The sequence below is a fragment of the Frigoribacterium sp. SL97 genome, assembly GCF_026625765.1.
GTDB lineage: Bacteria > Actinomycetota > Actinomycetes > Actinomycetales > Microbacteriaceae > Frigoribacterium.
In genome coordinates, this window is sequence record NZ_CP113062.1 from 902888 (window position 1) to 915733 (window position 12846).

At 73.8% G+C, this 12846-nt stretch carries 13 protein-coding genes; 7 read left to right on the plus strand and 6 right to left on the minus strand.

What is annotated here, in order from left to right; all coding sequences use genetic code 11:
- The first annotated feature begins 144 nt into the window (after positions 1-144).
- The gene (locus tag OVA02_RS04370; RefSeq protein ID WP_056043307.1) at positions 145-837 is read left to right on the plus strand and encodes a nucleotidyltransferase family protein; all 693 of its coding nucleotides are present in this window, start codon (positions 145-147) and stop codon (positions 835-837) included.
- Between the two features lie 19 nt (positions 838-856).
- Here the strand turns inward: OVA02_RS04370 and OVA02_RS04375 are convergent, their stop codons facing one another.
- Complete coding sequence (locus tag OVA02_RS04375) at positions 857-1828, minus strand: hypothetical protein (protein ID WP_267659313.1); 972 nt, start codon at positions 1826-1828, stop codon at positions 857-859.
- Positions 1829-2119: 291 nt separating this feature from the next.
- Here OVA02_RS04375 and OVA02_RS04380 point away from each other — a divergent pair, with 291 nt between their 5' ends.
- Positions 2120-2638 carry a DinB family protein gene (locus tag OVA02_RS04380; protein ID WP_056043301.1) on the plus strand — a complete coding sequence of 173 codons (519 nt, stop codon included), beginning with the start codon at positions 2120-2122 and terminating at the stop codon, positions 2636-2638.
- Positions 2639-2871: 233 nt separating this feature from the next.
- Positions 2872-3417, plus strand: a complete 546-nt coding sequence (locus OVA02_RS04385) for an MOSC domain-containing protein (RefSeq protein WP_267659314.1) — start codon at positions 2872-2874, stop codon at positions 3415-3417.
- 75 nt (positions 3418-3492) lie between these two features.
- Here OVA02_RS04385 and OVA02_RS04390 read toward each other — a convergent pair whose 3' ends face one another.
- Complete coding sequence (locus OVA02_RS04390; protein ID WP_054147090.1) at positions 3493-3882, minus strand: DUF2256 and DUF3253 domain-containing protein; 390 nt, start codon at positions 3880-3882, stop codon at positions 3493-3495.
- 228 nt (positions 3883-4110) lie between these two features.
- Here OVA02_RS04390 and OVA02_RS04395 point away from each other — a divergent pair, with 228 nt between their 5' ends.
- Entirely contained in the window at positions 4111-4773 is a 663-nt protein-coding gene (locus OVA02_RS04395; protein ID WP_267659315.1) for a DUF805 domain-containing protein, read from the plus strand.
- Between the two features lie 313 nt (positions 4774-5086).
- A complete protein-coding gene (locus OVA02_RS04400; protein WP_267659316.1) occupies positions 5087-6382 on the plus strand; it encodes an MFS transporter in 1296 nt (431 codons plus the stop codon).
- Between the two features lie 92 nt (positions 6383-6474).
- Here OVA02_RS04400 and OVA02_RS04405 read toward each other — a convergent pair whose 3' ends face one another.
- Together OVA02_RS04405 and OVA02_RS04410 are read right to left on the minus strand one after the other, a co-directional pair.
- Positions 6475-6600: a hypothetical protein gene (locus OVA02_RS04405; RefSeq protein WP_255349713.1), complete on the minus strand. Its 126-nt coding sequence runs from the start codon at positions 6598-6600 to the stop codon at positions 6475-6477.
- Between the two features lie 129 nt (positions 6601-6729).
- Positions 6730-7215: an Asp23/Gls24 family envelope stress response protein gene (locus tag OVA02_RS04410; protein ID WP_267659317.1), complete on the minus strand. Its 486-nt coding sequence runs from the start codon at positions 7213-7215 to the stop codon at positions 6730-6732.
- 201 nt (positions 7216-7416) lie between these two features.
- Between OVA02_RS04410 and OVA02_RS04415 the strand changes: the two genes are divergently transcribed.
- Together OVA02_RS04415 and OVA02_RS04420 are read left to right on the plus strand one after the other, a co-directional pair.
- Positions 7417-8985, plus strand: a complete 1569-nt coding sequence (locus OVA02_RS04415; protein ID WP_056043282.1) for a cryptochrome/photolyase family protein — start codon at positions 7417-7419, stop codon at positions 8983-8985.
- A 167-nt stretch (positions 8986-9152) separates the two neighbouring features.
- A complete protein-coding gene (locus tag OVA02_RS04420) occupies positions 9153-9749 on the plus strand; it encodes a hypothetical protein (protein WP_267659318.1) in 597 nt (198 codons plus the stop codon).
- A gap of 133 nt (positions 9750-9882) precedes the next feature.
- Here the strand turns inward: OVA02_RS04420 and OVA02_RS04425 are convergent, their stop codons facing one another.
- Positions 9883-11052, minus strand: coding sequence for an SGNH/GDSL hydrolase family protein (locus tag OVA02_RS04425; protein ID WP_056043272.1), 1170 nt, complete (start codon positions 11050-11052; stop codon positions 9883-9885).
- Positions 11053-11110: 58 nt separating this feature from the next.
- The gene (locus OVA02_RS04430; protein WP_267659319.1) at positions 11111-12799 is read right to left on the minus strand and encodes an ABC-F family ATP-binding cassette domain-containing protein; all 1689 of its coding nucleotides are present in this window, start codon (positions 12797-12799) and stop codon (positions 11111-11113) included.
- Between the last annotated feature and the right edge of the window lie 47 nt (positions 12800-12846).

Consider the following 12846-nt stretch of genomic DNA (forward strand, 5'->3'; position numbering starts at 1 on the left):
TGCGACGGGCGAGCGGGTGGTCTCTGGTGGTGCCAGGTCTCGATGGTGTCACGGCCTCGGCCCCGCGACCTACCGCGACCTACCGCGACGTCGGACGTCGCCGGCCGGCGCGAGGTGCTCTCCGGGGTTGGCTAGCCTGACCTCGTGCCCGGTGACGACTCCTCGACGTCCGTCGGCCTGCTGCTCGCGGCCGGCGCCGGGACGCGCATTGGCCGTCCCAAGGCGCTCGTGGTCGACGAGCGCGGGCCGTGGCTGACCCGCGCCGTGACGACGCTGCTCGACGGGGGCTGTGACCGCGTCGTCGTCGTGCTCGGGGCGGGCGCGACCGAGGCGCGGGCGCTGCTGGCCGCCGACCCGCGCCTCCTGACGGTCGAGACACCGGTGCCGGGCGGGGCGACGGACGCGCCGCACGCCGACCCGCGCCTCCCGCCGGTCGACGGTCGGGCGAGGGTGGCGGTCGTCGTCGCGGACGACTGGGCCGACGGCCTCGCGACGTCACTGCGCGTCGGGCTGGAGGCGCTCGCCGCCCTCGACCCCGAGGAGGCGCGGCTCGCCCTCATCACGCTGGTGGACTACCCGGGTCTGCCGTCGTCCGCGGTCGCGCGGCTGCTGTCGTCCCCGGCCGCCGACGTGCCCCTGGGCCCGGCTGCGCTGCGGCAGTCCGTCTTCCACGGACGCCCGGGTCACCCCGTCGTGGTCGGTCGGTCCCACTGGTCGGCCCTCGCGGCGTCCCTCACCGGGGATCGCGGGGCGGGCCCCTACCTCAGGGCGCACGCCGCCGAGCCGGTCGACTGCTCCGACCTCTGGGACGGCGCCGACGTCGACGCGCCCGCCTGACCTTCGCCGTCCCCGAGGGTCAGTTGCACTTCCCGCTGCCGCTGAAGCACGGGGTGTAGTTCGCGGGCAGGGGTTCCTGACGGGGGGTGGGGGACTCCCACCGGTCCCCGGGGACGGGTGCCCCGACGGCACCGATCACGACCAGCCCGGCGACGACGACGGCCGCCACGACGACACCTCGATGCCCGGCGGTGATCGCGGCGAACAGCGTCACGACGAGGCACGCGAGGCAGGCGACGAGGGTCCGGAGCCAGCTGTCCGCGGCCTCCTGGCTGACGGTCACGGGGGTGCCGAAGAGGCTGAACTCGGCCGAGAACCACTGCCCGGCCAGCGAGAGCGTGAGCAGGACGCCCGCCGCGAGGGCGAGCGCCTCGACGATCACGGCGACGCGGTGCACGAGGTGACGGGGCGGGCGGGGCGCCCGGTCCGCCCGGGCCGCGGGGGCGTCGACGGGGGCGTCGACGGGTGCGTGCTCGGCCGGACGTGCTCCGTCGTGCGCCGAGGCGTCGCGGCCGCCCCGACCCGACCGCGCGGCGAGGACGACGAACGACGCCAGGCCGACGGTCGCGACGAACGGCAGGCTGACGAAGACGACGGTGGGCACCGTGTAGAGGGAGAAGCCCGCCCGGAGGCCCGACGTGACGCCCGACCCGACGGTGAGCTCGACGCCGGCCCGTGCCACGGCCGCCGCGGCGACGTAGTGCCAGGCCCGGCGTGACACCGGCGCCTCGGACCACCGCCACGCGACGAGGACGACGAGGACGGCCCACACCACGAACGGCACGAGTGCGGCCTGCGCGAGCGCGCCCGGCAACTCGAGCAGCGACGCGACCACCCGGCCGGCCGAGGCCGTCAGGCCGACGAGCGCCGCGCCCGCGACGAACAGGGCCGCGGTGGTGCCGACGACCCACGCCACCTCGCGGCGGTCGACCCGCCGTCGCAGGCTCGCCGCCGCCCCCGCGAGTCGGCCCTCGTGCTGAGTGTTCGTCATGGGTCGACGGTAGCGGCGGGTCGCGGAGCCGACGTCATCCCGGAGGCGGATGTCGGTCGGGCGGCACGGATCGCCCGAGCCCCTGTCCCGCCGCGCCCCGTCCCGCCCTGTCCCGGCGCTCCCGCCGCGCCTCGCCCCGCCATGAACCCGGTTTCGAACCGTGCACCCGGTAGCAACCGGGTGCACGGTTCGAAACCGGGTGCCTCGCGTGGTCGCGGTTGGCACCGGGGGCACCGACGTCGGCAGGATCTCGATGGCGGGTGTCGGGTCGCGCGTCCTAGCGTCGGTCCCATGCCGATCACGCCCGACACGAAGAACTGGACCTGGGTGCTCGAACGCCCCTGCGACGACTGCGGCTTCGACCCCGCCGAGGTCGCGTTCCGCGACGTGCCGCGCCTCGTCCGCGAGAACGCCGCCGCCTGGCCCGCCGAGCTCGCCCGGCCCGACGCCCGCACCCGGCCCGACGACGCCACGTGGTCGACCCTCGAGTACGGGGCGCACGTGCGCGACGTGTTCCGGGTCTTCGACACGCGCCTCCGGCTGATGCTCGCCGAGGACGCGCCGACCTTCGCGAACTGGGACCAGGACGCCACCGCGCTCGACGACGACTACGCCTCCCAGCAACCTCCGGTGGTGGCCGACGAACTCGTGGCCGCCGCGGCCGTCGTCGCCGACGCGTTCGAGGCGGTGCCCGACGACCGGCTCGGTCGCACCGGCCTCCGCAGCGACGGCTCGGCCTTCACGGTCGACTCGCTCGCGCGCTACTTCGTGCACGACCCCGTGCACCACCTGCACGACGTCCGCCGCTGACCCGTGCCCCGGCCGGCACCATCGCCCGGCGAGCCGCTGTCGCACCGCCGCCCGGGCCACCGCTGTCGCACCGCCGACTGAACATCGCACCGCCCATGTCGACGGTGCGACGTCCATTCGGCGGTGCGACCCACCCGGGCCAGCCCGACCGCCGCCCAGCCCGACCGCTGCCGAGCCCGGCCCCGCGCAGCACCACCCTCGACCCCGGCGGCCGACGCGGGCAGACTGACGACATGACCCGCGCCTCCGTCCTCTCGGTCAACGTCGACGACGTCCACCGCTTCAGCAAGCCGCCCGTGGAGCGGGTCACCCTGCTCGCCGGCCTCGGCGTCGAGGGTGACGCCCACCTCGGGCCCACGGTGCAGCACCGCTCCCGCGTGGCGCGCGACCCGAGTCAGCCCAACCTGCGGCAGGTGCACCTGATGCACGCCGAGCTCTTCGCCGACCTGGCCGACCACGGCTACGACGTCGGGCCGGGCGACCTCGGCGAGAACGTCACCACCCACGGGGTCGACCTGCTCGGTCTGCCCGTCGGCACCGTGCTCACCCTCGGTCAGGAGGCGCGGGTCGAGATCACCGGACTCCGCAATCCGTGCCTGCAGATCGACCGATTCGAGTCGGGCCTGCTGAAGGCGGTCGTCGGACGCGACCAGGCCGGCGAACTCGTCCGCAAGGCGGGCGTCATGGGCGTCGTGCTCGCCGGGGGAGAGGTGCGACCCGGTGACGCGGTCGGAGTCGACCTGCCCGTCGAGCCCTGGTCGGCCTTGCAACCCGTCTGATCCCGATCGGTCGCCCCGATCGTCCTCAGCGTCCCTGGCAGCCCGCTCGCCCCGCGCGTCGTGTCGGCGCCCGGCTCAGGACCGGTGCCGGCGGATGCGGATCGGGCCCTTCGCCGTGGACGGGTCGACCACCGACCCGCCCTGCGTGATGTCGACCTCGCCCGCGGCGACCAGTCGTCGGGCCGCGCGACGGACGGGCTCCATCAATCCGCGCCAGGCGTCCTCGTCGTCGGGGTGCAGCGACCGCGCGACGTCCGAGGGGCAGATCGTCGACGTGGCCGCCCGGGCCGCCAGGAGGTCGCGGATGCGCTGCTCGAGCTCGCGGTCCTGCGCCGTCACCTTGCGCTTGCGGCACGCGTCGCTGCAGTACGCGACCTCGTCCCAGTTCGACGCCCACTTCTTGCGCCACTCGATGGTGCGCCCGCACGATCGGCAGGTCTTCGGGTCGGGGGTCGCGGCGCTCATGCTGACAGTCAACGCGGGAGGCGCGGTGTGCGTTCCCGGGGAGGCAGCCGTCGGTCCCTCCGCCGCGGACCGCACCCGCGCCTCCGGACCTCGCGGCACCGCCTTTCGTGCAGCACACCCCGACGAGTCGAGGTGCCCTGCACGAGACGCGGTGCGACGCTGCGGGAGGGGACATCTCGCTCGCGTGGGGGATGGAGGCGCGGGCACGGTCCCCGTATCGTCGTCCCGATGAGCGAGGGCACGGCGGCAGGCACGACGAGGGGTTCGTGGTTCGAGGTCGACCGTCAGCCCCTGCCCGGCGCGACCCCGATGCAGGCTCTCCGGCGGTTCGTCGGCAACGCCTACGTGGTGCACGCCCGCGCGGGCCGGGCCGAGTTCTGGTGGATCTGGCTCTTCCAGACCGTCCTCGCCCTCGTGCTCAACGTCGGCGTCGGGTCGCTGGTGCGCGGTGCGAGCGTGGCCTCGTGGTCGATCGGCGCTTACGGCTCGTCGCTCTTCGCGCCCTGGCCGGTCGTCGTCCTCGGCCGCCCGGCCGGTGCGGGCCCGGGCACCAGCCTGGGCCAGGGCGCGTCCCTCCAGATCGGACAGTTCTCGCTCGGCCCGTTCGGCCCCGCGGGTCCGGCCTGGGGCGGCACGACCTGGGTCGCCCTCGTCTGGGGTCTCTGGTGCCTGATGACCTTCGTCCCCATGGCGACGCTCACCATCCGTCGCCTGCACGCCGCCCGGGCCTGGGGGTGGGGTTGGTTCTGGCTCGGGGCGTTGGTCCCGTTCCTGCAGATCGTCGTCGTGTTCATGCTGGCTCGCGAGACCCAGCCGCCGAGTGCCCGCTTCCTGGACCGCGAGCTCGACCGCGACCGCGAGCGCGAGCCCGACCCGCACCGCGCCTCCTGACGCCACTGCACCGCGTTTCGTGCACCGCACCGCGACTAGTCGAGGTGCGGTGCACGAAACGCGGTGCGCCGCCGCACACCGGGCCCCTGGCCAGGCCGGGCACGAGCGGGTAGGATCGACCTCGGTCGGGCGGTACTCCCGGCCCCGGGCGTGCACGACAGCGCGCAGTCGGGATCACCATCCTCCCCGAGTCACCCACGGTCACGAACGGCACCTGCCGCGAAGGCCGTGCCGCCGGCAGATCGTCACGATCGGCCGGCCCGTGGCCACCATCGGGTCGAGAGAACGGCGCCCGCCGACCACCCCAGGTTCCATGACACTCGCACCCCCGCGCCCCACCGCGCCTTCGTCCACCCCGTCCGCCCGCTTCCCGTGGGCCGGCCTGATCGCCATCGCCGTCGCCACGTTCCTCTCGATCTCGGGCGAGATGCTGCCGACCGGCCTGCTGCCCGAGATGAGCGCCGACCTCGGCGTCACCGAGTCGAGCATCGGCCTGCTCGTCAGCGTCTTCGCCTTCACGGTCGTGCTCACCAGCACCGGCCTCACCCACCTCACCCGTCGCCTGCCCCGCCACCTGATCGTGGTCGGCCTGATCGTCGTCCTCGCGATCAGCGCCGGGCTCACCGCGATCGCACCGACCTACGAGCTCGTGCTCGCCAGCCGCGTGCTCGGCGGTCTCGCCCACGGCATGTTCTGGGCCATCGGAGGGGCCTACGCCGGTCACCTCGTGCCCCGGGCGCAGGTCGGCCGCGCGCTCGCCGTCGCGATGAGCGGGGGCACCCTCGCGTTCGTGCTGGGCGTCCCGCTCGGCACCGCGCTCGGCCAGGCCCTCGGCTGGCGTGAGGCGTTCGGCATCCTCGCCGGGCTCATGGCGCTCGGTGCGGTCTTCGTCTACAAGTTCCTGCCGCCGGTCGGTCGGGGCACGGCGCACGAGTCGGGGCCGGAGCCGGTGACCGACGCTGTCCCGACGCTGGTCGACGGCACCGCGCCTCCTGCGGGGGCCGTCCGTCGCCGTCGCTCGCTGCCGAGGCCGAGCGTGCTCGGCGTCGTCCTGAGCTGCGTGATCACGGCGGTCTTCATGATCGGCCACTACTCGTTCTTCACCTACATCACGCCCTACCTCGTGCGCTCGACCGGGGTGCCCGAGCAGGGTCTGGCCGCGTGGCTCTTCGCGTTCGGCGTCGCCGGGGCCGTGGGGCTCGGCATGGTCGGGTGGTTCCTCGGGGCGCGACCGCGGGTGAGCATCCCGATCGGCGTGGCCGTGGTCGGACTGGCCGTGAGCGGCATGCTCGTGTTCGAGGGCATGCTCGTGCCGTCGCTGGTGGCCTTCGTGCTGTGGGGCGTGACGTTCGGAGCGCTGCCGCCGCTGTTCCAGACCCGGATGCTGCAGGTCGCCCCCGAGCGGATGCGCGACCTCGCGAGCGCCTTCTACACGACCGGCTTCAACGCCGGCATCGGCGGTGGAGCACTGATCGGTGCCCTCGTGCTCGACGGGTCCGGGCTCGACTCGCTGCCCGTCCTCTACATCGTGGTCGCCGCGGTGGTGCTCGTCGCCGTGCTGGCGAGCGACCGCCTGCTCGCCCGTCGGTCGGCCCGCCCGGCCGCCTGAGCGGCGCTGCCGGGACGACGAAAGACGCAGGAGGCGCGACTCGCGTGAGTCGCGCCTCCTGCGTCCGAGGCGGTGCGGGTGGTGCCGGTGGGTCAGCGACGACGACCGGGCTGCTGGTAGCCGCCGGCCTGGCCGTTGCCGCCACCGCGCTTGTTCATGATCTTCTTGATGACGAAGCCCACGATGAGCGGGGCGAAGCGTCGGAGCAGTGATGCCATGGGGTGCCTCCTGGGGCGATGGTGCACGGGTCGTGCGGTCGAGCCGGTCGGCTCGGTGGGGTGCGGCCCGCGGTGCTGCGGGGACGATCGTGTCGGGACGACCGCCGCGGGTACCAGTGAACTCGCTGTCTACTGAACCCGCTGCGAGTCGTTCGTGCCGTCCGAGTCGTCGTCCTGTCCGGCGATGAAGATGTCGCTGACCTCGATGTTGATCTCGACGACCTCGAGCCCGACGAGCTGGGTGATGGCGTCGGCGACGGCCTGGCGGACGTCGTCCGCCACCTGCTGCACCGACAGCGGGTAGTCGACGACGATGCTGAGGTCGGCGGCGGCCTGGGTCTCGCCGACCTCGACCTTGACGCCCTGGCCGTGGTCCTGCTGGCCGACGGCGGTGCGCAGCGCGCCCACGGCACGCGACGCGCCGCCACCGATCGAGTGGACGCCGGACACCTGACGGGCGGCGATGCCCGCGACCTTGGCGACGACGCCGTCGGCGATCCGCGTGGTGCCCGCGGCGTCGGACGACACGGTCGAGGCACCGTCCACGCGCGCGGCGCCGTCGACGCGCGAGCTGCTGGTCAGGGTGGCGGGGGTGGGAGCGGCGGTGTTCGACATCTCGGGTCCTCTTTCGGCTGGGGGAGTCGTGCGGATGGTCGTGCGGTGGTCGTCGTGCGAGCGGGCGTGTCCGGGCGAACCGGGGCGATCCGGGTGAACCGGGGCGACCCGGGCTGCACGTCAATGAGACGCCGCGCCCGCCCCGTTCGTCACGGTGAACATGCTGGCAACCCGCTGAGTGCCCACGTCTACTGTCGGGGCATGCAGCGCACCCGGTGGATCTTCCTCGACCAGCTCGGCCCGCACTTCGACGACGGCGACCCGATGCTGCTGATCGAGAGCCGGTCGTCGTGGCGGGGCCGCACCCTGCACCGCGCCAAGCTGCAGCTGATCCTGTCGGCGATCCGGCACCGGGCGGCCGAGCTCGGCGACCGTGTCGACTTCCGGCAGGTCGAGCACTACTCCGAGGCCCTCGAGGGGCGGGACGACCTGCAGGTGGTCGACCCCACCTCGTACCGGGCGCGCCGTCTCGTGCGGTCGGTGGGAGCCGAGGTGCTGCCGAGCCGCGGCTTCGTCTCGAGCGAGGCCGAGTTCGCCGAGTGGGCCGCGGGTCGCCAGGGCGGGCGCGGTCCGGGCCGGTCCGCAGGCGCGACGGCGGACGCCGACGACGCCCGTCGAGGAGGCGCGGGTCGACCGACCGGCGCGTCCGGCGGTCGACCGGCACCGCGCCTCCTGATGGAGGACTGGTACCGGGCGGTGCGCCAGCGCACCGGACTGCTGATGGAGGGCCCGCAGCCCGTCGGAGGCCAGTGGAACTACGACCACGACAACCGCGAGAAGCCACCGAAGGGCGCGGCCACTCTCGGCCTGCCGCCGCAGGAGTGGCCCGAGGAGGACGACATCGACGCCGAGGTGCGGGCCGACCTCGAGCGCTGGGAGCGTGACGGGGTCGTCCGGCTCGTCGGCGACGACGCGCCCCGACGGTTCGCGGCGACCCGGGCCGAGGCGACGGCCGCGCTGGCGGACTTCGTCGAGGTGCGGCTGCCCGACTTCGGCCCGTTCGAGGACGCCACGCTGTCGGGCGACTGGACGATGGCGCACTCCCTGCTCAGCGCCCCCATGAACCTCGGGTTGCTCGACCCGCGCGAGGTCGTCGAGGCCGCCGTCGCGTCGTACCAGGCCGGAGACGCCCCCTTGCGGAGCGTCGAGGGGTTCACCCGGCAGATCGTCGGCTGGCGTGACTGGGTCTGGCACCTCTACTGGCACCTCGGCGAGGACTTCGCGACGACGAGCAACGCGCTCGGGGCCACGAACCCCCTGCCCGAGGTGTTCGCCGGCCTCGACGTCGAGGCCGTCGAGGCCGAGTGCCTCAGCGAGACGCTCGACGGCCTGCGGCGGCACGGCTGGAACCACCACATCCAGCGGCTGATGATCCTCGGCAACTGGGCCCTGCAACGCGGGGTCGACCCGGCGGCACTCAACCAGTGGTTCGTCGACATGTACGTCGACGGCACGCCCTGGGTGATGCCGGCCAACGTCGTGGGCATGTCGCAGCACGCCGACGGCGGCGTCGTGGCGACCAAGCCGTACGCGTCGGGTGGTGCCTACATCAACCGCATGACCGACCACTGCGGCTCGTGCCGCTTCGACCCGAAGAAGCGGCTCGGCGAGGACGCCTGCCCGGTGACCGCCGGCTACTGGGCGTTCCTCGACCGCGTCGAGCCGGTGCTCTCGGGCAATCCGCGCATGGGGCAGCAGTTCGCCGGGCTCCGCGGGCTCGCCGACCGCGAGGCCGTCGTCGAGCAGGAGCGCACCCGCACGACCTGGTGAGCCGCGGCGACCGACGCCGCCGGAGGTCGCACCACCGTCGCGTCGTCGAACCAGCCTCCGGGGTGGTTCGACGACGCGGCGACGGTGCGTCCTCGGAGGTGCCCCTCGTTAGGGTGACGGGAGCACCGGGCACAGCGAGCCCGAGGCAGATCACGAGGGAGCCCCCGATGACCACGACCATGCGCAGAACGGCCGTGACGGCCACCACCACGGGCGTGCTCGCCCTCGGCCTGCTGCTCGCCGGCTGCACCTCAGGAGGCGCGGGTGACGGTGACGAGGCCGGTTCCGGCGGGTCCTCGGCCGACTCGACGGAGGGCACCTTCGACGACCTCGCCAGCTGCGACGACGTCGGCTCGGCACTCGGCGGCGTCGTCGACGGCCTCGAGCTGCGCGATGACAGCACGTTCTCGGGTGACCAGGCGAACTGCCAGTGGGCCACCCCGACCACCGAGGCGACCGACGCCGCCGACGTGACGGCGATCGTCGTCCTCGCCCAGCGCCAGGAGTTCAGCGCCGACGACATCAGCGCCCAGACCTCGCAGATCGAGGGCACCGAGGGCGTCGAGACCGTCGACGACTCGCGCGTCCAGGCGTTCGGCGGCCAGGCCTTCTCGCAGTCGGTGACGCAGCAGGGCATCACGGCCTCGGCCAGCACGGTCCTCTCGCCTCACGGCCTGGTCGCCGTCACGGCGACCGGTGCGGGTGACGACGCCCCGCTCAGCACCGACGAGACGCTCGACGCCGCCTACGGCCTGTTCGACTGAGCTGCGCCGCGGCGGGCGTCCGTCCTCGTGACGTGCCCGCGCCTCCTCGTCCCGCTCGACACGTCGGTCGAGCGGTTCGGAAACGTCCTCGCGTGCGGGCCGAACCACGATTCGGGACCACTCGACGGGTCGCTCAGTCGACGCTGAGCTTCTCGAGCACGAAGTCGGCGATGACGCGTTGTCCGGCGTCGTTCGGGTGCACCCCGTCGGCCGAGAGCAGCGAGGCGATCCCGTCGGCGGGCAGGGCGTCGGCGAGGTCGACGTAGGCGCTGCCGGTCTCGGCCGCGAGGCGCTGCACGACGGCGTCGTACTCGGCGGCGTCGCCGGCCAGCCCCTCGGTGAGGTTCGTGCCCGGCACGAACTCGCCCATCAACAGGACCGACGGCGGGTCGTCGAGGCTCTGCAGGCCGTCGATCAGGGTGCGGTAGTCGTCCTCGAACTGGTCCGGCGTACGGCTGAACGCGTCGTTGGCGCCGAGCGTGATCGTGACCAGGTCGGGCTTGGTCGCGGCGATCGAGTCGAGGAACCCGGGCAGGTCGGCCGTGAAGGTGCGGGCCGTGGCGCCGGAGCGGGACGAGTCGAAGAGCGTGATGCCGCGGTCGCGATCGCCGTCGAAGGCGGTCAGACCCTCGAGGTCGACCGGCGTCTGCGCGTGGATCGTCACGGTGTGTGCGCCCGCGTCGAGCCCGGTCACGGACGTGATCCCGCTGGTGGCCATGGAGTCGCGGGTGTCGACCTCGACCGCCTCGCCGTCGTCGACGGCGTAGTCGAAGGTGCCGCGTCCGCTCGACCACCAGAGGTCGAGGTCGGTGCCCGTGAACGGGTACGTGGTGGTCGCGCCGGCACCGAGGGTGACCGCGCGGTAGCCGAGGTCGGCGGTGCGGGACGACGCCGACACCGATCCCTCGCTGCTCGAGGCCCAGCGGGCCCAGGTCGAGGCCGGGGGAGCGACGGCGAACGCGGCCGGCCGGTAGCCGACCCCGCCCGGCACGTCGTCGGTCGGGTAGCGCTCGCGCAGGCCGTCGAGGGTCAGGTCGATCCACCGGGAGTCCACGGTCGAGGCGCCCATGCCCTCGGAGATCGAGTCGCCGACGGCGACCCAGCGGGCGGAGTAGTCGTCGCGGGCGTCGAGGGCGGTCGCCCAGTCGGCGAGCTCCGAGGAGGCGCGGGTCGGCTGGGGAGAGGAGGTCCCGTCCGTGGAGGCGCCGCCCGTGGGCTCGCTCGGGTCGGTCGGGGCCGCCGTGCAGCCCGTGAGCAGGGCGAGGGCAGCGGCGACCGCGACCAGTCGGGTGGTTCGGGTCATGACGACGACGGTAGTCGAGGGGCGCGGGGGTCGTTCACCGGCGACGGCGTCGGCGCCCTCACGACTCGGTGACGGTGCCGCCCTCGACCCTCCAGTGGCGATCGAGCCGGACCGTCTCGAGCATGCGCCGGTCGTGCGTGACGAGCAGCAGCGTGCCGTCGTACGACTCGAGGGCCTGCTCGAGCTGCTCGATGGCGGCGAGGTCGAGGTGGTTCGTGGGCTCGTCGAGCACGAGCACGTTGACGCCTCGGGCCTGCAGCAGGGCGAGGCCGGCGCGGGTGCGCTCGCCGGGCGAGAGCTCGTCGACCGGACGCGAGACGTGGTCGGCCTTGAGCCCGAACTTGGCGAGCAACGTCCGCACCTCGGCCTGGGGCCAGTCCGGCACGAGCGCCTCGAACGCGTCGGCCAACGGCACGTCGCCGGCCAGGAGTGCCCTGGCCTGGTCGATCTCGCCGACGGCGATGCTGGCTCCGCGACTCGCGCCTCCTTCGCTGGGGGCCTGGCGGCCGAGCAGGCCGCGCAGCAGGGTCGACTTGCCGGCGCCGTTCGGGCCGGTGATGCCGATGCGGTCGCCGCCGTCCACCTGCAGCGACACCGGACCGAGCACGAACTCGCCCGTCGCGGGGTCGCCCTGGCGGAACACTGCACCGCTCAGGGTCGAGACGACCGAGCTCGACCGGGGTGCGGCGCCGATCGTGAACTCGAGCTGCCACTCTTTGCGGGGCTCGTCGACCTCGTCGAGGCGGGCGATGCGGCTCTCCATCTGGCGGACCTTCTGGGCCTGCTTCTCGCTCGACTCGGCCGAGGCCTTGCGACGGATCTTGTCGTTGTCGGGGGCCTTCTTCATCGCGTTGCGGACGCCCTGGCTCGACCACTCGCGCTGCGTGCGGGCGCGGCCGACGAGGTCGGCCTTCTTCTCGGCGAACTCGTCGTAGGCCTCGCGGGCGTGACGGCGGGCCGTCTCGCGCTCGTCGAGGTAGGCGTCGTAGCCGCCGAAGACGCGGTTCGACGACTGCGCGAGGTCGAGCTCGAGCACCTTCGTCACGCATCGGGCGAGGAACTCGCGGTCGTGGCTGACGAGGACGATGCCGCCCCGCTGCCCCTGCACGAAGCGCTCGAGTCGTTCGAGGCCGTCGAGGTCGAGGTCGTTCGTGGGCTCGTCGAGCAGCGCGACGTCGAAGCGGCTGAGGAGCAGGGCGGCGAGGCCGACGCGGGCGGCCTGGCCTCCGCTGAGGCCGGTCATCGGGCTGTCGGGGCCGACGGCTCCGTCGCCGTCACGGTCGAGGCCGAGGTCGGCGAGCACCTGCGGCAGGCGGTCGTCGAGGTCGGCGGCGCCGCTGGCGAGCCACCGGTCGAGGGCGGTCGAGTAGACGTCGGCCGGTTCGAGGCCGTCGGCTCGGGGCGCCGGGTCGGGGTCGCCGAGGGCGGCGGCGGCGGCGTCCATCTCGGCGGTGGCCTGCGTGCTGCCCGTGCGGCGGCCGATGTAGTCGGCGACGGTCTCTCCGGGCACGCGCTCGTGCTCCTGCGGCAGCCAGCCGACGAAGGCGTCGCCGGGGTTGAGGGTGATCGTGCCGGCCTGCGGCTCGTCGACCCCCGCCAGGAGGCGCAGCAACGTCGACTTGCCGGCCCCGTTCACGCCCACCACCCCCACGACGTCACCCGGGGCGACGGTCAGGTCGAGGTCGTCGAAGAGGGTGCGGTGCCCGTGGCCGCCGGCCAGGCCCTTGGCCACGAGTGAAGCGCTCATCCGGTCATTCTCGCGTACCGGGCGCCGGCCCGCGAGGCGGCCCTGGC